17 protein-coding genes are annotated in these 20,934 nt (G+C 46.5%); 2 read left to right on the plus strand and 15 right to left on the minus strand.

All coding sequences use genetic code 11. The features are described from left to right. The first annotated feature begins 125 nt into the window (after window positions 1-125). Together NZ043_RS02415 and NZ043_RS02420 are read left to right on the plus strand one after the other, a co-directional pair. Entirely contained in the window at window positions 126-869 is a 744-nt protein-coding gene (locus NZ043_RS02415) for an SDR family NAD(P)-dependent oxidoreductase (protein ID WP_339310510.1), read from the plus strand. Further along, window positions 866-1,768 (plus strand): EamA family transporter, encoded by a 903-nt coding sequence (locus NZ043_RS02420; protein WP_339310512.1) that lies wholly within the window; start codon window positions 866-868, stop codon window positions 1,766-1,768. Before NZ043_RS02415 ends, NZ043_RS02420 begins: the two co-directional genes overlap by 4 nt. 123 nt (window positions 1,769-1,891) lie before the next feature. On the opposite strand, the gene NZ043_RS02425 is transcribed toward NZ043_RS02420, so the two are convergent. The 15 genes from NZ043_RS02425 to NZ043_RS02495 all read right to left on the minus strand — a co-directional run bounded on the left by NZ043_RS02425 (window position 1,892) and on the right by NZ043_RS02495 (window position 20,627). Then, entirely contained in the window at window positions 1,892-4,072 is a 2,181-nt protein-coding gene (locus NZ043_RS02425) for a UvrD-helicase domain-containing protein (RefSeq protein WP_339310514.1), read from the minus strand. Between the two features lie 136 nt (window positions 4,073-4,208). Further along, the gene (locus NZ043_RS02430) at window positions 4,209-4,379 is read right to left on the minus strand and encodes a hypothetical protein (RefSeq protein ID WP_165980256.1); all 171 of its coding nucleotides are present in this window, start codon (window positions 4,377-4,379) and stop codon (window positions 4,209-4,211) included. 39 nt (window positions 4,380-4,418) lie between these two features. Then, window positions 4,419-5,210 carry a DUF4097 family beta strand repeat-containing protein gene (locus tag NZ043_RS02435; RefSeq protein WP_165980257.1) on the minus strand — a complete coding sequence of 264 codons (792 nt, stop codon included), beginning with the start codon at window positions 5,208-5,210 and terminating at the stop codon, window positions 4,419-4,421. A gap of 35 nt (window positions 5,211-5,245) precedes the next feature. Continuing rightward, window positions 5,246-5,911: a TetR/AcrR family transcriptional regulator gene (locus NZ043_RS02440; RefSeq protein ID WP_133385891.1), complete on the minus strand. Its 666-nt coding sequence runs from the start codon at window positions 5,909-5,911 to the stop codon at window positions 5,246-5,248. A 147-nt stretch (window positions 5,912-6,058) separates the two neighbouring features. Continuing rightward, window positions 6,059-7,858, minus strand: coding sequence for an ABC transporter ATP-binding protein (locus NZ043_RS02445; RefSeq protein ID WP_091027649.1), 1,800 nt, complete (start codon window positions 7,856-7,858; stop codon window positions 6,059-6,061). A gap of 73 nt (window positions 7,859-7,931) precedes the next feature. Then, window positions 7,932-9,230, minus strand: coding sequence for an NCS2 family permease (locus NZ043_RS02450; protein WP_091027647.1), 1,299 nt, complete (start codon window positions 9,228-9,230; stop codon window positions 7,932-7,934). Between the two features lie 472 nt (window positions 9,231-9,702). After that, the gene (locus NZ043_RS02455) at window positions 9,703-10,461 is read right to left on the minus strand and encodes a tRNA threonylcarbamoyladenosine dehydratase (protein WP_091020457.1); all 759 of its coding nucleotides are present in this window, start codon (window positions 10,459-10,461) and stop codon (window positions 9,703-9,705) included. An 18-nt stretch (window positions 10,462-10,479) separates the two neighbouring features. Next, window positions 10,480-12,258: an aspartate--tRNA ligase gene (aspS, locus tag NZ043_RS02460; protein ID WP_091027644.1), complete on the minus strand. Its 1,779-nt coding sequence runs from the start codon at window positions 12,256-12,258 to the stop codon at window positions 10,480-10,482. Window positions 12,259-12,471: 213 nt separating this feature from the next. Continuing rightward, complete coding sequence (gene hisS, locus NZ043_RS02465) at window positions 12,472-13,725, minus strand: histidine--tRNA ligase (protein WP_192133253.1); 1,254 nt, start codon at window positions 13,723-13,725, stop codon at window positions 12,472-12,474. Window positions 13,726-14,507: 782 nt separating this feature from the next. After that, the gene (locus NZ043_RS02470) at window positions 14,508-15,776 is read right to left on the minus strand and encodes an SEC-C metal-binding domain-containing protein (RefSeq protein WP_091027638.1); all 1,269 of its coding nucleotides are present in this window, start codon (window positions 15,774-15,776) and stop codon (window positions 14,508-14,510) included. 630 nt (window positions 15,777-16,406) lie between these two features. Next, window positions 16,407-16,853 carry a hypothetical protein gene (locus NZ043_RS02475; protein WP_091027632.1) on the minus strand — a complete coding sequence of 149 codons (447 nt, stop codon included), beginning with the start codon at window positions 16,851-16,853 and terminating at the stop codon, window positions 16,407-16,409. A 104-nt stretch (window positions 16,854-16,957) separates the two neighbouring features. Continuing rightward, window positions 16,958-17,464: a type 1 glutamine amidotransferase domain-containing protein gene (locus NZ043_RS02480; RefSeq protein ID WP_289390232.1), complete on the minus strand. Its 507-nt coding sequence runs from the start codon at window positions 17,462-17,464 to the stop codon at window positions 16,958-16,960. Between the two features lie 267 nt (window positions 17,465-17,731). Continuing rightward, window positions 17,732-17,899 carry a hypothetical protein gene (locus NZ043_RS02485; RefSeq protein WP_017686784.1) on the minus strand — a complete coding sequence of 56 codons (168 nt, stop codon included), beginning with the start codon at window positions 17,897-17,899 and terminating at the stop codon, window positions 17,732-17,734. A gap of 76 nt (window positions 17,900-17,975) precedes the next feature. Next, window positions 17,976-18,437: a D-aminoacyl-tRNA deacylase gene (gene dtd / locus NZ043_RS02490; protein ID WP_339310518.1), complete on the minus strand. Its 462-nt coding sequence runs from the start codon at window positions 18,435-18,437 to the stop codon at window positions 17,976-17,978. 12 nt (window positions 18,438-18,449) lie between these two features. Continuing rightward, window positions 18,450-20,627 (minus strand): bifunctional (p)ppGpp synthetase/guanosine-3',5'-bis(diphosphate) 3'-pyrophosphohydrolase, encoded by a 2,178-nt coding sequence (locus tag NZ043_RS02495; RefSeq protein ID WP_091027624.1) that lies wholly within the window; start codon window positions 20,625-20,627, stop codon window positions 18,450-18,452. Between the last annotated feature and the right edge of the window lie 307 nt (window positions 20,628-20,934).

Consider the following 20,934-nt stretch of genomic DNA (forward strand, 5'->3'; position numbering starts at 1 on the left):
TCTGACATCATTCAAAATGATATCCGTTTCATTACCAATCATTATACTTCATGTGTAAACCGGACTACAATTCATGTAGATCCCAAACCAGTCATCTGACTGGATGATGATAAGGAGTGTTCAGCATGACATACTGGAAAAATAGAGTTGCTCTGATCACAGGTGGTGGAACAGGTATAGGACGTGCTGTAAGTGAGATGCTCGCTGAACGCGGAGCCTTGGTCGCTGTTAACTATTCCCGCTCACAAGAGGCAGCAAGAGAGACTGTTCAACACATTTTGGATACGGGAGGCCATGCATTCGCCGTTCAAGCCAATGTTGCCAATGATCTTGATGTCCGGCGGATGGTCACTACAATAACTGAAACCTATGGCCCGATCACTGCACTTGTAAATAACGCCGGAATCACGCGTCATATCCCCATGCACGATCTGGAGTCTGTTACAGATGACGTCTGGAATGAGCTGGTTGATGTGAATGTGAAAGGCATGTTTCATTGCGCTCGTGCAGTGACGGAAGGTATGAGACAGGCTGGCGCTGGTTCTATCGTAAATCTGGGCAGTATCGCAGGCAGTACGGGTTCGGGCTCATCCCTTCCTTACGCCGTCTCCAAAGCGGCAGTTCATGGTCTGACCTTATCACTTGCGCACGCACTCTCACCACACATTCGGGTGAATGCTATCGTCCCTGGCGCAGTTGCGACAAGGTGGTGGGCTGGAAACGAGGAGCGAATGTATCGTCTTGGTGGAGAAGTGTTATTACAACATATTGCCTCACCTGAAGATATCGCACACATGATCTGTGCTGCGCTTGAACAGCAATCCATGACCGGGCAGCTAATTACTGTAGATAGCGGACAGACGTTATGAGCTCCATTCATGTTAAAGATACCCGGATCATAAAACCATTGAAATATACACTATTGATCATTTTGACAACGCTAATCATGGGTACTTCTTTTCCAGTTGGCAAGATCGGCATGTTATATGCCCCACCTTTCCTGCTCATGGGCATACGTTATATACTGGCAGGTGGCTTGATGGCCTTGTTCCTTCGTAAACGTCCTTTGCCTACTGGATGGCAGTCTTGGTTGAAAATAATCCTCATTGGCCTGTTCCAATCCGCAGGAGTGATGGGCTGCGCCTACTACAGCATGAACTGGATTACATCTGGCGAATCCGCCATTATTACATTTACCAATCCGCTGCTGGTCATTATCCTCAGTGCTCTCTTATATAGAGTGACCTACCGTTTCAGTCAGTGGATCGGTGTGATGTTCGGTTTCATCGGGATTATGTTAACCTTTGGATGGCAGATGAGCTTTAGTCCTGGAACCTGGATTGGATTTGGTGGTGCGATCTCCTTTGCCGTGTCCACATTGCTCATCAAACGCTGGGGCGATGGCTACGATACTTTTGTCTTAACAGCCTATCAGATGCTCGCGGGAGGTGCTGCGCTTCTTCTACTGAGCGTATGGACTGAACAGCCTCACTTTATAATGAATACCACCTCGGTTATGGCGCTGCTATGGTTAACGCTTGTTTGCTCCATCGTCCAGTTCTCACTCTGGTTTTATTTGCTGCAGAATAGTGACCCCGCCCAAACCAGTTCGTATCTGTTTCTGGCACCGTTCTTTGGTGTATTATCGAGTTGGATTTTACTAGGAGAACACGTTCAGTGGTTTGCATTAGCAGGCGGTTTACTCATCGGTGTTGGCATATTCCTGGTGAATCGTCGCTCATCCAGAATGAGAAATAGCGTAACATAAACTTGAACTCCCCGCGTTCTTCCTTAGGAGATTAATCATTTCACGTACAAAAGCAGAAAAAGGCATGCGCTTATGGGATTTTCCCATGAACGTCATGCCTTTTGTTGTATAAGCAAACTTTATCTAACCAAGCTCTGGCCAACCTTGAACGGTTACCGGCTCGCCTTCGGGATTATGTGTTGCAGCCGCATAGATCGGCAGTTCACCATCATGGAACAACCACAATTCGTGTAAGGCCCGTGTACAACCAACGTACAACAGTTTCGCATCACCTGCATTCGGCAGATAATGCTTCTGGTCTACGTCTGCCACAATAACAGCATCAAACTCCAACCCTTTGGACAGATAGACAGGCAAAACGGAGTGTCCACCCGTGTACTGCTTTTTGCCACCATCAATCAGGTTTAAATCCCAGCCCGCGGCCTGAAGTTCACCGTGAAGTTCCTCTGCTTCATGCAGTGTACGGGTCAGGATGGAGACGGTTCGGTAGTCTTTGACCGTTAACACCTTCAAAGCCTGCTCCAGACTCGCCGTCCGCCCTTCTCCTCCATAAGCCAGCGTCCGAACCGGATCACCACTCCGGAAAACAGGAATCGCCGTAATCCCGCTCTTGACGCCACGTTCCAGAATTGTATTGGCATAATCGATAATTTCCATCGTTGAACGATAACTTCGGGTCAATGCAAAGTATGCATTCTGTTCCTCAGGAAATAGAGAACTCATCTCTTCCCACGCATGAACACCACGGTACTCATGAATGCCTTGAGACAAGTCGCCCAGTATGGTGAAGGAATGCCCTTTGACGAACTGATCCAATAACGCCACATGAAAAGGAGAAAAGTCCTGTGCTTCATCAATCACGACATGATCGAACCGCTCCGAACCCTCAATATCATGGACCAATGTATGAATGTATACCAATGCAGGCAGATCCTCTTCACGGACGATATCCTGCTTCAGATCTGCTGCCGTTTGTTTCATGACTAGTTTTGGAATAAGCCCGCTGAGCGAGGCTGGCACAGAACCACCCTTTGCAGCTTTGAACAGCTGTTTGTATAACGTAAGCGGCTCGTATTGAGGCCATTTTTTGGCATAGGCTTTCTCACGAGTAGACGCTTTTTTCTTGCGTTCTTTGCGCACAGCTTCTGGCATCGGTTTCTTAAGTTCCATCTCAATCCAGCGGTGAACTCGCGCCATGACCCGTTCTTTGCGTTTGGCCAACGGATAATGTTTGTATTCCTCACCGAACCAGTTCTCGATCTCCGTCTTGCTGAGCACCTTACCATCCCATGGACTGAAGTCCATATCTGGTACGGAATCCGCTTCCATCCCCGAGAGCCACTCTCGAATAAGCTCCATGAAACGGATCGATCCTTTGTAACGTCCAGGTACATCATCATTCAACTCAGGTCGTGCATCAGGTGTTTCAAACCATGTGTTCAATGTATCCGACGTATTCGCCAAAGGCATTTCCAGCCCCAACAGATTCATCGCCCAATCCGGGAATGTCCGCTGCTGAATATCCCCTACTCCGAGTTCCGGGAGCACATCCGAGATGTAATCCAGGAACATGTGGTTGGGTGCAAAAATAACCATTTTCTCTGCAGATACCTGCTCCTTATACTGATACAGCAAAAAGGCAAGCCGATGCAGGGCAACCGTTGTTTTCCCGGATCCGGCTACACCTTGAATGATTAATGCGGTATTTCGAGCCGCACGAATGATCAGATCCTGCTCCGCCTGAATCGTAGATACGATATCACGCAGTTTGTTATCCTTGTTCTCTCCCAGACGATAAACGAGGAATTCATCAGATACCGCTGGCTGGTCGCTGTCACGGTTATATGTATCCGCCACACGTTCCAATATCCGCTGTCGAATGACAACGTTTCGTTTCAGGTATACCAGACCTTCAATAAGCCCTTCCGGGGCTTCATACGTAGCGGAGGCTTCGCCTCCGGTAAATGAGTAAAACAGGCTGGCGACAGGAGCACGCCAGTCGATGACGAGCGGATGCTCTCCCACCTCTTCGCGGTCTACGCCGATTTTGCCAATATACAGCGGTTTCCGTGCACCACTGCCCTGTTCTTCGAAATCCAAGCGTCCAAAATAGGGTTGCTGCGCGCTCTTGGACAAGGCGGTGCGGCGCTCTTCGCGTCCAGCTTCCAGCACTTGTTCTGTGAAGTCGTGGCCGGTATACACCGGAATGTTCTGAAGTCGTTCCAGCTGACTGTCCACTTCCTCCATCGTTCGCTCTAACCTGTACTCTTCTTCTTGATAGGCACTTTGAAAGCTGTCTGACATGTTTCAGTTACCTCCTAAGAATATGTTTTGCTCTGCATCACCTAGATCTGGCAATACAAAAGGATACTTACTATATCACATAGAGCAATTGAAAGCCACATCCGTTTTGTAGTCTTACTTTTGTAATATATGAGGCTCATCTGAATTGATAATTAATGATGGCACTGACAAGCGCACAACAACCAAACAAAATAAACCACCAGGCCCACTTGTTTCTGGCCAGCCTGCGCCTACTGTTCAATGCGCCGTAAATCCCAATTAGCAGTACGATGGAGGAAAAGCTAATTCCTACGATCCAACCAGCCATTATATCTGCCCCCTTTATTATCAGTACACGATCGGTGTCTCATTTCCTGGATTTTAGATGAAAAGCTCCTCCTCGAATATCCACATGGAATTCACTTTTTCCACTTTTGTGTATTAGATCGTTGCTGTCCCCATGAAGGGGAGTCAGATCAAATTCACTTTTAAACGCTCCTGATCTTTCTTTAAGTATAATTTGAAAACCTTCGTTATCTGGAATGGAAACCACTGCCTTTGCCCCTGTTGATACGGAATGCAATCTCTCTGGCATCTTGAGACAGTCCATATTTAATCCTCTGCCTGTTGTGTTAATTTGCAAGTGACGAAACTCCCCCGAAATGTCGATCTTGGCTGAACTGGATTGAAGATTGAGCTTATCTGCACTAAGGTGTTGCGCTTTCACTACGGATGCCACTGCGCTCAGTTCAAGCTCCTCCATCCTCCCTGATAGATCTACACTACCTGAGGTGATCTTACATTGACAGCGAGTAGCCAAAAGCCGATTCAACCGGAGTTGTCCTCCTGTGGAGTTTAGTAAAATACGATCAAAAACCCGAGCAGGAAGCTGAATCTCCAATGCTGTTCTACCGATATTTATTCCAACGAGGCCTCTCCTTTTTCTTCCGTCCACAATGCTTAAGGTATCCCCTCGTATGTTAACTTGCAGCAGCCTTCGCTTGGAAAAGCACGCATCCGCATATTGCATGACGTGAATCAGTTCATCCACACTCGGAAGAACTCTGATATCTCCTGACAACCAATTTAGCTGTATATCTTGAATGGATTGATCAATGTCTATGGTCTTGCATATGGCAAGCTCACTACTTTTCAACATCTTTTCCCTCTCCATTTCAAACAATAGGTGTATGTTTATTCCGCCTCCGCATAGCCCCCCGTGCTGGCATGCCGATTCGTAATTCGCTGAATGAGCTGTTCGCTAACGATATCTGCTCCCAAGAGCTTCATCATGTGCTGTAGAAACTTGAGTCTCTCCAATGTCTGTCCCTGATCTCGGCCAAAAAGTAAGGGATTAATCCAAATGTTGACGAGCAACATGAATATTTCGGCACACTCCAAAGGAAATTCGACTGAAATGGACCCATCCTCCTTGCCCTGTTCCATAATGTCGGCAATAATTCGAGCATCCTTCAGAACACCCTTCCTGATTCCACCAAGTACAAACTGTGGATTCTTGATCTGAGTGCTTAGAACCTGATCAATTGAGTTGGACTGGATTCCAGGATCAACGATAATATTTTCCAAAATACTGATGAGCTTCTGTCTGGCATCCGGAGCATGCGTGTTCTGGATGAGTTCCATAAACATCTCTTCTGCCCGCCCAAGCTCCTTCTCCATCACTGCACTAAGGATATCCTCCTTGGATTTGAAATGATGATATATTGCACCTTTGGACATACCTAATTCATCTATAATGTCTTGAATACTGGTCTTTTCATATCCCTTTTCGGTAAACATTTGAGTTGAGACTGTCAGAATCAGGTCCAGTGTCTGCTCAGGGTATTTATTTCTGGCCATAAGTTCCTCCTTATACATACCAACGGTCGGTATCTATAATATAGATTATGTCGGTCCTATTGTAAATATTATGAATTTATAGAACTAGAAAAAGGATCTCCGTTGAAATACCTCATGGGTATAACGGAGACCCTGCATTAATGAGAATTACTCTTCGTTTTGCACCGTAGCTGCATTTCCTTCCTGTGCCACAAACTGTTTTTGAGCTAATTCACGGTATACCGGATGATTGCTAATTAATTCCTTATGAGTTCCTGTTCCGGTAACATGTCCATGCTCCAATACAACAATCTGATCGGAGTCCACTACTGTGGACAACCGATGTGCTATCACAATCGTGGTTCTGCCTTCCATCAGGTTGGACAAAGCCTGTTGTACTTCATATTCTGAGGTACTGTCCAAACTGGATGTGGCTTCATCCAACATAAGAATATCCGGACTGCGCAGTAAGGCACGAGCAATAGCAATCCGCTGACGTTGGCCCCCGGATAACTTAATTCCTCTCTCGCCCACTTCCGTGTCATAACCCTGTGGCAGCTTGTCGATAAAGTCGGCAGAATAGGCCATCTCAGCAGCTCGCCGGATCTCATCCATCGTGGCCTCACGATCCAATCCGTACGTGATGTTGTCTTTGATTGTGCCCGCCATAAGTGGACTTTCCTGAGATACATACCCAATCTTGCTACGCCAGGAGGCCAAAGAATAATCTGTTATGGCTTGTCCCCCATACGAAATGTGGCCTGAATCGGGCATATAAAACTGCTCCATCAAAGAAAACAGTGTTGATTTACCGCTACCGCTTGGACCCACAATGGCTGTCACCTTGCGCGTGGGAACCGTCAGATTGATCCCGTGCAGCACTTCCTCACCTGTGACATAGGAAAAGTGCACATCATGGAATGTAATCGTCTCATTTCCTTTTGGCGCTACCTTGGTGCTGTCATGTGGCTCTTCCTCATCGGCAAGGATCGCTTGTATGCGCTCCGTTGCACCTACAACTTTTTGCAAACGGGAGTATAACGTCGTGAATTGTCCCATTGGCATAATGACCTGGAACAACAGCAAAATGAACGCAACCAGTTCACCAGGCGACAACAGTCCAGACGCTACACGCATTCCCCCCACACCCAGAATAACGACCAACACGGCAGTCATGACAAATGTAAACAAGGGACCGATCAAAGCAAGAATGCGTGCTTCCTGCAAACCAAAAGCAAACATTTTACGAATTCGGGAATCCCCTGCTTCCGATTCCTGTTTCTCCGTGCCGTAGGCCTTCACCAAGCGAATCTCGCCAATAACCTGACTGAGCACGGACGTAAGACCTGCCATCTCATCCTGTTGTTTCTTGGAGATCTTGTACATCTTCTTCCCGACCGGCAACAGAATCAACAACGTAAGTGGCACCAGACTCAGGATAATGAGCGACATCACCCAATCCAAATAGAACAGTAACGCCACACCACCCACAACGGCAACGATGTTTGACACAAAGGAAACCAGATAGTCTGCGATCAACGTCATGATCTGGCTTGTATCATTCGTAATTCGGCTCATGGTATCGCCAGTGCGGTTGCGATCGAAATACGGCATTCGCAGCGACAATACCTTGTTCCACAGCTTCGTGCGAAGCGTTGCGACCACGCGTTGTCCTGCGTAATTTAACATATAAATGCTGATACCTGAGGCAATCGCCTGAATCACAAATGCCCCAAGCAATAACAAAATAACAGATTTGTTCAGTGCCGAAGTGGTAAGTCCATCAATCAGACCTTTGGTCATCAGTGGCACAATTAGTCCGGCCGTCGTTTGAATCAGGGTTAAAATGAGGGCCAGAATCAGGATCAATTTTGGCGGGTTCGTGGAAGCGATAAGCTTGACGAAATCCTTAAATCCCTTTTTTCCTACCTTCGGTTCATTCTGCCCTGCTTGTTGCTGCTCTTCCATTCCCGTTCCTCCCGTTCTCCATCTGCTCACCAGAGATCATACGTATGGACTTACACGACGTTGCCTTTTCTTATTACAAAACTCCATGCAACACAAAATTGGCTAAAAAGAGGATCGAAATGCCATACATGACCACAGGCACCTGTTTACCTTGACCTGCTGCCAGCTTCGCTAATGGATAGGCAATAAACCCAAACGCCATACCGTCCACAATGCTATATGTAAATGGAATCATGACCATGATTAGAAATGCTGGGAATGCCTCTGTGAAGTCACCAAAATCCATATCTTTCACACCTTGCACCATCAGGCCACCAATAATGATCAAAATGGGAGCAATGGCACTGTCCGGAATGTAACCGAGTAGCGGGATGAAGAAGAAAGTAGCCCCGAATAACACAGCTGTAACGAGTGGAGTCAAGCCTGTGCGTCCGCCTGCGGCAATTCCGGCTGTAGTCTCTGCTGCGGCAACTGGAGGACTGCTTCCGAATACACCTGCCAACACGGTGCTAATGGATAGGGCGCGCAGACTTCCTTTGAACCGCTCTGGACGACCAATCATCTGTGTCTGAGCGGTAATTAATCCGATATTTTCGAACACCACAATTAACAGTAGCAAAAATACCGCGATCCAGAATGCGACATCAGCCAGCTTCATCAAAGACAATTCGCCAAACAATCCACCGTATTGACGCAGCGCATCCATCGCTGATACGGATTCACCCGGGTTCACTGCTCCAAGTACATAGGCAAGACCTGTCCCGACCAGAATACTGATCAGAAGTCCACCCTGTACGTTCCGTATAAATAAAATCAAGGCAAGCACCAGCGTAACGCAGGCTGTAATGACATTTGGATCATTGAAATGCCCAATCGCAACAAACGTGGTCTGGTGTGCGATAACGATTCCACTTTTTTGCAAACCGATAAATGTCAGAAACAAACCTATCCCGACCGTAATGCCATGCTGCAAATTTTTTGGAATTGCTTCGCTGATCATTTTGTATAGTGACGTAAACGCAACAATGGCAAACAGTATACCTGTAACGGTTACAACGGCCAGTGCTTCTTGCCAGCTTAATTTCATGGAATGTACGAGTGTATACGTAAAAAATGCATTAATCCCCATTCCGGGTACCACGATAATCGGTGATTTTCCGCCAAATGCCATGAGCAAACAGCCTGCAATAGATGTCAGCAAGGTTCCAACCATAGCTGCCTGCAATGGCATTCCGGCATCGGAAAGAATTGTAGCATTGACCATAACGATATAGACCACGGCAAAATAGGAAATGGCTCCCGCCACAACTTCCTTTTTCCACTGGTCTCCTGGTTCCATGCCAAGACGTTTGGTCATCCATCCGTGTTTCATTTCGTTTTATTCCCCTCTCTCTATATAGGCTGAATAACTGAGTATTTACACTCCACCACTACGCGGACAGAACAACCTTCCGATCGCTGTTATCCCCAGATTTTTTTGCATTTCCTTCTCCAAAGGGAAAATCCGGTGATAGCGTATGCTTCCGATGTAACTTTCTTTCAGAAAGCTTTTAGGCGAACGCTCTGCTTCTTTAGGTTTCTTCTGTCCTCTTCGTTCTTGTGTAAATCTTATTCAGCTTATATGGCCGCAAAATCTTTATGTATGTATCATCATTTCGCGCAGCAGTGAATATCATACACGGTTTTGACTTTGAAGTACATGACGTAACTCTGACATTTGTCCGGGTATGCAGTTCGTCTATCATAGACGATTGACGTCCCATCCGCTCCGTCTTGCGAAGTATGATCACACCAAAAAGCGCAGATGCCTTATCAGCATCCACGCTTCTTCAGTTGGCAGCAAGTTACTGCTGCTTGTTCTCTGCAATTTCTAACAAATCCTTAATCGCAACACTGACCATAATCAGTCCGGCTACCGGAGGTACAAATGAGTTACTCGCAGGTGGCTGTTTAGCCTTGCGAATTTCCGGAGCATTCTCGGGAACGATTTTTTGTGTTACGTCCTCACGCGGTTTCATCGGCTTTTCAGTCGAGAAGACCACTTTCACGCCTTTTTTGATGCCGTCTTTACGAAGTGTGGTACGCACAACACGGGCAATCGGGTCCATGGTCGTTTTCGAAATATCCGCAACCTGGAATTTCGTTGGATCCATTTTATTCGCCGCACCCATGCTGGAAATCATCGGAATTTTACGTTTCAGACACTCTTTAATGAGATGGATTTTGTAGATAATCGTGTCGGATGCATCCAGCACATAATCCAGTTCATATTTGAACAATTCCTCATACGTTTCTTCCGTGTAAAACATATTCAGGGCAATCGCATCACATTCCGGATTGATCAGTTTCACACGTTCCACCATCAGATCCGCTTTTTTCTGCCCCACTGTCGTGGTCAGCGCATGAATCTGGCGGTTAATGTTGGTGATGTCCACTACGTCTTTATCAATCAGGATGATGCGCCCAACGCCGCTACGGGCAAGAGCTTCTACAGCAATACCACCTACGCCGCCAATACCAAGCACAGCGACTGTACTATTCTTCAATGCGTCCAGACCTTCAGGTCCGATCGCAAGTTCTGTTCTTGAAAATTGATGGAGCATTGAGAATCGATGCCTCCTTTATTTCTTTTCCGCTACCGGTTTACGGGCTACGCGGATATGAAGTTGTTCCAATTGCGAGTCATCCACTTCGGAAGGTGCATTCATGAGCAGATCCGTTGCACTTGCCGTTTTCGGGAAAGCAATCGTTTCACGCAGATTCGTGCGGCCCGCCAGCAACATCACGAGGCGGTCCAGACCAAAGGCAATACCACCATGCGGTGGAGTTCCATATTCGAATGCTTCCAACAGATAGCCGAATTTCTCATTCGCTACTTCTGGTGAGAGTCCAAGGGCAGCAAACATTTTCTCCTGAACATCACGTTTGTAGATACGCATCGAACCGCCACCTACTTCATAACCATTGAGAACAAGGTCATAGGCTTGAGCGCGGATTGCACCCGGATCAGTGTCGAAGAGATGTACATCTTCATCTTTTGGACGTGTGAACGGATGGTGTTCTGCCACATAACGTTTCGCATCTTCATCATATCCGAGGAGTGGGAAGTCCACAACCCAAGCAAATTTAAATTTGCTGTCATCGATCAATCCAAGTTGACGGCCGATTTTCAGACGCAATGCGCCCAGAACGTCAGCAACCACTTTTTTCGTGTCTGCGGAGAAGAGCAACAAGTCGCCATCCTCAGCACCTGTACGTTCTTTGACAGCTTCGATTTCTTCAGGCGTGAAGAACTTCACGATTGGCCCTTTGAACTCGCCGTCTTTTACTTGAATCCAAGCCAGACCTTTCGCACCGTAACGTGCAGCAAATGGTCCAAGATCATCGATCTCTTTACGGCTCCATGTGCCACAGCCTTTAGCGTTCAGCACTTTCACTTCTCCACCTTTTTCGATGACAGAAGCAAATACTTTTACACCACTGTTTGCTACGATATCGTTCATTTCAACCAGTTCCATACCAAAGCGCAGATCTGGTTTGTCTGAACCGTATTTACCCATTGCATCTGCATACGTAATCCGTTGGAAAGGCAGTTCCAGCTCAATGCCTTTGGTTTCACGCAGCAATTTGGCCATCAGTTCTTCCATCATTGGCAGCAGGTCATCCTGTTGTAGGAAAGAAGTCTCGATGTCGACTTGAGTGAATTCTGGTTGACGGTCTGCACGCAGATCCTCATCCCGGAAACAACGAGCGATCTGATAATAACGCTCAAGTCCGCCGACCATCAGCAATTGTTTGTAAATTTGTGGGGATTGCGGCAGGGCGAAGAATTCACCTTCATGCACACGGCTTGGTACGAGATAATCACGCGCACCTTCCGGGGAGCTCTTAGTCAGGATCGGTGTTTCCACTTCAACGAACTCTTCTCCATCCAGGTAGTCACGGAACACTTTGGATGCTTTGGAACGCAGTTTCAGTGTTTCGAACATTTCCGGACGACGCAGGTCCAGGTAACGATATTTCAAACGAAGGGATTCATCAACTTCGACACCATCTTCAATGAAGAATGGAGGTGTTTTTGCCGCGTTCAGCACTTCGATTTCAGTGATTTGAACTTCAATTTCGCCAGTAGGCAGGTTTTTATTAACTGTTTCTGCATCACGTTTAACAACTTTACCTGTTACAGCGATAACATACTCGCTACGTACGCGATCTGCGATTTGCAGAGCTTCACCGGAATAAGCCGGGTTAAAGACAACTTGTACAATCCCGCTGCGGTCACGCAGATCGATGAAGAGTACGCCCCCCAAGTCACGACGGGTCTGAACCCAACCGTTCAATGTTACTGTTTCACCGATGTGTGCGGGTGTTAATGCGCCGCAATGATGACTTCTTTTCATAACCAAACTCCTCATTATGTGAATTTCCGTTCTGTATGGGCAGTTAGTACCTGCTCTTCAACAGTCCGGTTACGTGTAGACCATGTATTCGAAAAGGCATGTTACCTCTGGCTCGCCAACTTCCGGTTAATTGGAATCGTCGGTGAACCTCAGTAATTTTGCCGGATCAATTGTTTTACTTGAATGTTTAAGACTTAAGGTAACAATTCGTGCTTATTTACCTTCGCGAATTGCTGTTACCAGATCATCAAGCTTCACGGTTTGTTGCTCACCCGTATCCATCGACTTGAGGGCGATCTCACCACGCTCCAGCTCGTCATCACCAAGGATGGCAGTATAGCGGGATTTGAAACGGTCAGCTGATTTCATCTGTGCTTTCATCTTGCGGCCCAGATAATCACGTTCCCCAGACAGTCCAGACTGACGAAGTTTGAACAACAGTCGGTTTACTTCACGATCAGCAGCCTCTCCCAGAGCAACAAAGTACACATCAAGTGGAGCCAGCGTAGTAACCTCAATATTTTGGTGCTCCAGAATCAGTTGAATACGCTCCAGACCAATACCGAAGCCGATGCCCGGCTGATCAGGTCCGCCGATATCACCAACGAGACCATTGTATCGACCACCGCCACCAACCGTGTCAATCGCTCCAATACCTTGGGCTTTTAATTCAAACGCAGTCAGGGTGTAATAATCCAAGCCCCGCACCAGACGATTGTTCACAGCATAATCTACTCCGAAATCATCCAGGTATGCCTGCAGCTTGGCAAAGTGATTCAAAGACTCTTCATCCAAGCTATCCAGTATGGACGGTGCCCCAACGAATTTGTCCTGATCGACTTTGCAGTCGAGCACACGCAGCGGATTACGCTCCATCCGGGACTGACAGTCCTTGCACAGGCTGTCTTTCATCGGTCTAAGGAATCCAAGTAACGTCTCACGATATTCTGCACGGCTGGTCGAGTTACCAACAGAGTTGATCTCCACTTTGACATCCTTCAAACCGAGCTCTACACACAACTGGTAGCCCAGTGCAATTACTTCGGCATCAATCGCCGGGTCCAGCGCACCGATGGCTTCTACACCAAACTGGTGGAACTGACGCTGACGGCCCGCCTGCGGACGCTCGTACCGGAACATCGGACCGATGTAATAGAGCTTGCTCACATCCGGTTCGCCGTAGATTTTATTCTCTACATACGCCCGGACAACACCCGCTGTTCCCTCCGGACGAAGAGTCATGCTGCGATTGCCTTTGTCATCAAAGGTATACATTTCTTTCTCAACGATATCGGTAGTCTCTCCTACACCGCGTACAAATAAAGAAGTCTGTTCGAAGATCGGTGTACGAATCTCACGGTAATTAAACCGTCGACACAGATCTCGTGCTTTTTCTTCTACGTACTGCCATTTCTCGACAACTCCAGGCAGTAAGTCCTGCGTTCCAGTCGGTTTTTGAAAAGCCATCTTGATCCCTCCAGCATTGATTTTTTTCTCTAAAAGTTAAAAAATTCTACACGTGATCACTGCGCGGGCAGAACAACCTTACAATCGCTGTTATCCCCAGATTTTTTTAATTTTCATTCTAAATGTGGAAATCCGGTGATAAAGGCGAACGCTTCGCTTTTACAGGTTTTTTCTGCCCTCTCCGTTTTCGTGTATTTCTTTTAAATCAACTTATATAACAAAAAAATCCCTCGCCCTGTCGCTGTGTATACAGCAAACAAGGGACGAGAGATTGTGTAATATACATTCACCCGTGGTACCACCCACATTCCGGAAACCTGACACTTTAGCCGTTCAGGTGATCTCTGGTGATTCAGGATTGCCTAGGGCACCCTGATCAAGCAGATATTCCGCTCTACGTGTAACGCACGTCCTGCGCAGGCCGGCTACTGGTCAACAGATCATTTCTGGTGTGTTCGCCGTCTGTTCTCGGGGAAGTCATTCGTCCGCTCATCAAGAGAATCCTTACAGCCTTGGGATTCCTCTCTGGTCATGTGGGCACGGAGTACTTGGTCCCGTCATCAAATCAGTAATATAGTTCAAAAATCGACTTGTATTGACTATAGTCAACGTATTATTTTCTGATTGTAATGAACCGCAGTGCTAAAGTCAAGGGTTAACACAAAAAGATAGCTCTAAAAAATTTGCTCACACGCTGCACCGGATGGGGGAGTCACAGAAATCACGGATAATAGAAGCTGGATTCATCTATGAATTCCAACTTCTATTCGCTTCTTATTCCTCTATTGTTTCAGCATCCACTTCAACAGATCCGGCGCGCTCGCCCATAAACGGGAATGCATAATGACATATGCAATCGCTTCGTCTGAGTCGCCCATTCCGACAAAGTCAGGGAGGTTATGCGGCAGCCGTTTCAAACCCAACAGGTAATCAGGCACATGTTTGTTCACACCTCGGGCCACACGGTATAGCATTTTAAGCTGGGAGGTGATTCCGTTTTTCTTATACTCCAGAATGATCTGGTCATAGGCAAAGGCCGTTGCAGCGTCACCTTTTCCATACTCCTCCAGCAATTGCTCTGCCTGATCCAATTGGTTGCTGTACAAATACACAGCAGCGAGCAGGTAACGTGCTCCGGTATTATCTTCCGTATTAAGCTCTAGAATATGCTCCAGGATTTGTGCCGCTTCTTTGGCATCTCCACCAAACCAACAGGATTCGGCGTAGCTTTTGCATATCCGGATATAGGGACGAGACTCATGAAGCCCCCAGAAGTCCCCTTTGTTCTCTTCAAAGAAAAGTTCGCCCAGTTCACGTTTGCCAGCAGCGATTCCTTCCTTGAGGTAAGATCGTGCATCACTCTCATTGTCGGATTCCTCAGCCAAAATGAGATACGCATCAGAACTGTCAGGATACATCTCCAGCGCTGTTTCCGCCAGCTGTACTCTCCGTTTGGAAGAACTAGCTTCCCTCGCCTTATCCAGCAGAGCCTGTGCTTTGTCTTTCGATGTGCCTGGGCCGTTCAGCATCAATAGCTCATCCGTTTCACCGCCCATGCCGTATTCTTCGATGTAACTATTCATCTCCTTAACCTTCCGGGAGATCGTGCCTGTCGTTACCTCATATTTATCAGCCAGCTCAGCCTTTGAGACATTGAAGCCGTATTCCTCGGACAGCAAATACTCAATTGCAGCAGAGAACGAGCCTGTCTTCTTCACAGTAGGGCGGGTCTGACGGGAGTAGCCGTTCCATAACACCAGAGCTTCCAAAATTACCTCTGGCTCGTATTGTTTCCTCATGTTCTCAATAGTCTGCAGGGCCAGCTGTTCGTGAGCCGGATGCTCCCATTTCAAATCGCTTGCCACCATTTTTTTCAGCTTGGTCAAGGTCAGTTTGCTCTCAGGCTGAATGGAGGCTTCCCGAACTGGTTGCTCCGTTGATATTATCCCCAGTATGGATTCTACTGCAGAGGACTCCTTGTTTAGACAACATTTCTTATATTTTTTCCCACTACCGCATGGGCATAAATCATTTCTTCCAACCTTACTCAAAACTAATTCCCCCTTAAATCTGTCTCTAGCCATTCGCATGAGAACTCTGTTGCTTTAGCATTGTAGGTGTCATTTCTCAAACGAGGCATTCTATATAACTTTCAAATTCCAGCGATCAAGCAGAAACGGCTGCCCCGTACTTATATAAAAAGGCGGGGCCGTTTCAGCGAGTATATGTTCATCTGGAATATGACGGATCACTCTGGCGATGAATTCCTCATACTCTTTGTCATAGGATTGGATTCGCCTGAACCCAATCGCTGGAGCTAGATTTACCGTCCAATGTAGCCCAACTATGAAAACAATTCGCTGTAGAATATATAAACCCATCTCTCTATTCTAGCAAAAATTGAATAAAGGGGTAAGCTCTGCCCAAAACATACACATTCTCAGTTCAAAAAAAATAGCCTGCACACGGTGTGCAGGCTCAAAGGATATATAAAAAAAGGGGGTCATGTGTGTTATTATAAGCCCACTATGTTAAAGGCTTATGTAACTAATATTACAGTAATATTACAAAAATGATAGCGCTTTATAATTGTGTTTTTTAATATATTTATAATTGAAAAACCCTTGCACATTACCCGACTCTGTAGTCAAGCAGTGCAAGGGCCAAGAAGTATCTACACGTTAGTTCAACTCTTCCACATAGGCATGGTTGGAACGAAGCTTATGAACAATCTCGTCATAATCCTCATCCCTTACTTTGGCAGACAGAACATAATGCAGATCATCATAATCGGCCGAAGACACATCCGCAGCATTCAGCATGTCTCCATCCTCATTCACTCTGTCACGAGTATCCCGTTCTGCATCACGATCCACATTGGCTACCACGGGGATCACATTTTCACTGGCTGGAACGCCTGGGGCTGCACCTACACCCATTGCTCCGTTAGTGCCTACGCCACCCGCCGTATTATATGGCACCAGTGGTACCATAACACGCGTGTCTCTACCTACCGCACTATCGAGTTGACCTACTTCCAAATGCTCTGTACGGAACGTCTGAAGTGAAGTTCTTGCTCCCTCTGCCTCGTCTTCGGTTCGAAAATACGCCTGAATATGTTTTGTCATGTCAAACCCTCCTTTTTCGGAATGAAATGCAACGTGAAGTTTCGTAGCCCCACGATGTAACGTAGTTAAGATACATCAATATATGTCAGTTGCACTAGCTGAAGTTATATAACATTTAGCAGTTCACGTACAAACGCTGGCTCATCTTCAGGCGTACGGGATGTAATATAGTTTCCATCCACAACCGCCTCATGATCCTTGAACTCTGCTCCTGCGTTTACCATGTCATCCTTAAGTGGTGGATAGGATGTAATGGTGCGGCCTTTCAACAGACCGGCACTAGCCAAAATTTGCGGACCATGGCAGATCGCTGCGATTGGTTTCTTCGCACTGTTGATCTCGGTGACAAACTTCAAGATGTGCGCATCACTTCGCAAATTCTCAGGGGATGATCCACCTGGAATCACGACTGCATCATAATCTGAAGCGGATGCCTCAGCGATTGCCTTATCTGTGGTGTAGGAGGCCTTTCCTCCTTTACCTTTAAGGGTCTCACCGGCTTTTAACCCGATAATCTCCACTTCATGTCCAGCTTTTTTTACTTCGTCATACGGAACCTGCATCTCCGAATCTTCAAAGTCATTCGCCAATAAAAAAGCAACTTTACTCATAACGTATGTTCTCCTTTCCGTGTTCGAACTTTCTTTATAAAATCGGGTCTTGCAGTACATTGGCACTCCGTTGTGCCTCGTTTTGTTATTACCCTCACCAGAGCAATTTATAACAATTTGATGTAATTTCATTTTGTAACGAAGTCGTCAAACAAATACTTAAAAAGTTCTACTCACGAAAAAAAGTCCTGATTTCGGGAAGGAATCAGGACTTTTTCAGAATCTGGATAATCCAAATATCGGATAATTATATACCTGTGTAAACATTCAAGATCGCGGAAGATGACTCTGCTTCCCTTTGTCCGAATCCTGAAGGGCCCAGATCGTTGCAACATACTCAGCAGCCGAACGGGCAAGGTGCAATGATTCATACAGGTTGCCAGGGAGTAACAAAGGTTCTGAACGGGTACGTGTTTCTTTCGCAGATTGGCGCATAATTGGATGGATACTCCTTTGATCATGAAATAGTCATCAACGAATTATCCCTTATTATGGCCTGAACCCCATGAAATTATGCACGTGGTTCCTGACGAACCGGACTTTCAAGCATCAAAGTCACGGGTCCCCAGTTGGTAAATTTTACATCCATCATCGCTCCGAAACGCCCGGTTTCAACCTGAATACCTTTATCCCGTAGTAGTTGATTAAACGTTTCATATAACTGTTCCGCCGCTTCAGGTCGGGCCGCAGCCGCAAAGCTCGGACGTTTTCCTTTGCGACAATCTCCGTACAGGGTGAACTGGGAAACAGACAATACAGCACCGCCTACATCAAGCAGGCTGAGATTCATCTTCTCCTGATCATCCTCAAATATCCGCAACCCACTAACTTTGTCAGCCAGATACTGGGCATCCTTCTCGGTGTCCTCATGGGTAATGCCTACGAGCAGCATTAATCCGGATTCGATCTTACCTGTCAGCTCGTCTCCCACGGTCACCTGAGCCTCTTTACAGCGTTGTACAAGCACCCTCATCTTACAGGCTCCTTACTGCATAATCCGATGCACCGAGTAAACATCTTTCACCCGTTTGATCCGTTCTACAACGGATTGCAGATGATCCGTATTACGAATCAGAATTGTGACGTGCACCAATGCTAATTTATTTTTGTCTGTCCGTCCTGTAACGGCAGATATATTGGTTTTACTTTCGGATACAGCCTGAAGTACCTCGTTGAGCAAGCCATTCCGATCATGACCTGTAATCTCAATATCCACACTGTAACTCGCTTCGATATTCTCTTCCCACTCGACCTCAATCACACGTGCTGCTTCTTCTCCGTCTGCACTTGTCGGGATATTTGGACAGTCACTACGGTGAACGGAAACGCCGCGTCCGCGTGTAACGTATCCGATAATGTCATCCCCAGGTACAGGATTACAGCATCGTGCGAAACGAACAAGCAGATTATCGATGCCTTTGACACGAATACCGTTGGTTGGTCGATTTCTCCGCTCAGGTGCAGGTTTCAGCTCGCGCATCTCGGAATTTAATTCCAGCAAACTGGACTCTTCCTGCTCTTTACGCAGTTTTTCAGTTGCTTTGGTTACAATCTGTGCAGCAGTAATCCCACCGAATCCAACAGCCGCAAGCATGTCATCAATATCGTTAAACGCATATTTTTTGGCAGCTTCCATCAACTTGTCATCCGTCATCCACGCAGAAGGATCAAGCCCCATGCGTTTCAGTTCACGCTCACAGCTCTCTCGACCTTTTTCAACGTTTTCTTCACGGCGTTCCTTCTTGAACCATTGCTTGATCTTCGCACGTGCATGAGAAGATTTCGCAATTTTCAACCAGTCCTGGCTCGGTCCGTAAGAATGTTTGGACGTCAAAATTTCGATGATATCACCTGTCTTCAGATGATAATCGAGCGGAACAATCCGACCGTTCACTTTGGCACCAATGGTCCGATTACCAACCTCCGTATGGATTCGATAAGCAAAATCCAAAGGAACAGAGCCGATCGGCAATTCGATGACTTCTCCTTTTGGCGTAAATACAAATACCAGATCAGAGAAGAAATCCATTTTGAGTGACTCTACGAATTCTGATGCATCCTGTGCTTCGTTTTGAAGTTCAAGAATTTCACGGAAGAACGTAATCTTATCTTCAAAATGATTTCCGTTCGCAGCGCCTTCTTTGTAGGCCCAGTGGGCAGCAATACCAAATTCTGCAGTCCGGTGCATATCCCATGTCCGGATCTGTACTTCCGTTGGTTCGCCATTGGGACCAACTACCGTTGTATGGAGCGATTGATACATATTCGCCTTCGGCATCGCAATGTAGTCTTTAAAGCGTCCAGGCATCGGTTTCCATAACGTGTGTATAATTCCCAGGGTAGCATAACAATCCTTGATATTATCCACAATAATACGAATGGCAAGCAGATCATAAATTTCGTTAAACTGCTTATTTTTGGTGGTCATTTTCTTGAACACGCTGTAGATATGTTTCGGGCGGCCCGAAAGGTCTGCCTGAATTCCCATCTCATCGAGTTTGTTCGTAATCCCATCCATAACCGTATCAATATATTGCTCACGTTCCGCACGCTTTTTGTGCATCAGGTTTGCAATTCGATAGTACTGCTGCGGATTCAAATAACGGAGGGCGATGTCCTCCATTTCCCATTTGATCGCAGAGATACCCAAACGGTTTGCAATCGGACAGAAAATTTCCAGCGTCTCATATGAGATCCGGCGCTGGCTTTCTTCCGACTGAAACTTGAGTGTCCGCATATTATGCAGACGGTCAGCCAATTTAATCACGATGACACGGATGTCCTGCGCCATGGCGATGAACATTTTGCGGTAGTTCTCGTTCTGCTGTTCTTCCTTGGAGCGAAACTGAATACGTTCCAGCTTCGTCAAGCCGTCAACAAGCATGGCACACGTATTGCCGAAATGATTGCGGATCTCTTCAAGTGAGACCGTAGTATCCTCTACTACATCATGAAGAAGCGCTGCTATTATGGAGATGGTGTCCATCTGCATGTTCACAACAATGTCGGCAACCGCAAGCGGATGCAGAATATACGGTTCTCCCGATTTTCGCGTCTGTCCATGGTGGGCCTGATCAGCAAATTCGTAAGCTTCTCGTATGCGCACCAGATCGGGTTCTTTGATATATGCCCCGGCCTTCTCGAGTAATTGCTCTATGCCCATTCTGATCTGTTCCGTGTCCTTTCTATACCAAATGGAACCCGTGACAGTGCTGCAACACAGGTTCCCCGTAAAAGTAATTTCCTATAATTATGACGCTTCGCCCGTTTCCCGTCAACTGCTGACGAATAAGAGCGCTTATCCAATTTTTATATTCGTGATCTGAATTACTTCTAACCCATTTCCCTATGACTCACAGGGGACTGGATGTATTTCTTATTTCTTATGTATTATTGCCGTTATTTGCTGAAATAGAAGGAAAATTCATGAAAATATAAATTCCATCTCTCTGCTACGTCAAAAATGTTAT

The sequence above is a fragment of the Paenibacillus sp. FSL k6-2145 genome (assembly GCF_037976585.1).
In the GTDB taxonomy this organism is placed as follows: Bacteria; Bacillota; Bacilli; order Paenibacillales; family Paenibacillaceae; genus Paenibacillus.

What these genes read in the sequence shown, in the direction of transcription:
- NZ043_RS02450 (WP_091027647.1), bottom strand. Translation starts at nt 9,230, where the DNA reads ATGAAACACGGATGGATGACCAAACGTCTTGGCATGGAACCAGGAGAC.
- NZ043_RS02495 (WP_091027624.1), bottom strand. Translation starts at nt 20,627, where the DNA reads ATGGGCATAGAGCAATTACTCGAGAAGGCCGGGGCATATATCAAAGAA.
- NZ043_RS02480 (WP_289390232.1), bottom strand. Translation starts at nt 17,464, where the DNA reads ATGAGTAAAGTTGCTTTTTTATTGGCGAATGACTTTGAAGATTCGGAG.
- NZ043_RS02415 (WP_339310510.1), top strand. Translation starts at nt 126, where the DNA reads ATGACATACTGGAAAAATAGAGTTGCTCTGATCACAGGTGGTGGAACA.
- aspS (WP_091027644.1), bottom strand. Translation starts at nt 12,258, where the DNA reads ATGAAAAGAAGTCATCATTGCGGCGCATTAACACCCGCACACATCGGT.
- NZ043_RS02420 (WP_339310512.1), top strand. Translation starts at nt 866, where the DNA reads ATGAGCTCCATTCATGTTAAAGATACCCGGATCATAAAACCATTGAAA.
- NZ043_RS02440 (WP_133385891.1), bottom strand. Translation starts at nt 5,911, where the DNA reads ATGGCCAGAAATAAATACCCTGAGCAGACACTGGACCTGATTCTGACA.
- NZ043_RS02485 (WP_017686784.1), bottom strand. Translation starts at nt 17,899, where the DNA reads ATGCGCCAATCTGCGAAAGAAACACGTACCCGTTCAGAACCTTTGTTA.
- NZ043_RS02455 (WP_091020457.1), bottom strand. Translation starts at nt 10,461, where the DNA reads ATGCTCCATCAATTTTCAAGAACAGAACTTGCGATCGGACCTGAAGGT.
- NZ043_RS02430 (WP_165980256.1), bottom strand. Translation starts at nt 4,379, where the DNA reads ATGGCTGGTTGGATCGTAGGAATTAGCTTTTCCTCCATCGTACTGCTA.
- NZ043_RS02445 (WP_091027649.1), bottom strand. Translation starts at nt 7,858, where the DNA reads ATGGAAGAGCAGCAACAAGCAGGGCAGAATGAACCGAAGGTAGGAAAA.
- NZ043_RS02435 (WP_165980257.1), bottom strand. Translation starts at nt 5,210, where the DNA reads ATGTTGAAAAGTAGTGAGCTTGCCATATGCAAGACCATAGACATTGAT.
- dtd (WP_339310518.1), bottom strand. Translation starts at nt 18,437, where the DNA reads ATGAGGGTGCTTGTACAACGCTGTAAAGAGGCTCAGGTGACCGTGGGA.
- NZ043_RS02475 (WP_091027632.1), bottom strand. Translation starts at nt 16,853, where the DNA reads ATGACAAAACATATTCAGGCGTATTTTCGAACCGAAGACGAGGCAGAG.
- NZ043_RS02425 (WP_339310514.1), bottom strand. Translation starts at nt 4,072, where the DNA reads ATGTCAGACAGCTTTCAAAGTGCCTATCAAGAAGAAGAGTACAGGTTA.
- hisS (WP_192133253.1), bottom strand. Translation starts at nt 13,725, where the DNA reads ATGGCTTTTCAAAAACCGACTGGAACGCAGGACTTACTGCCTGGAGTT.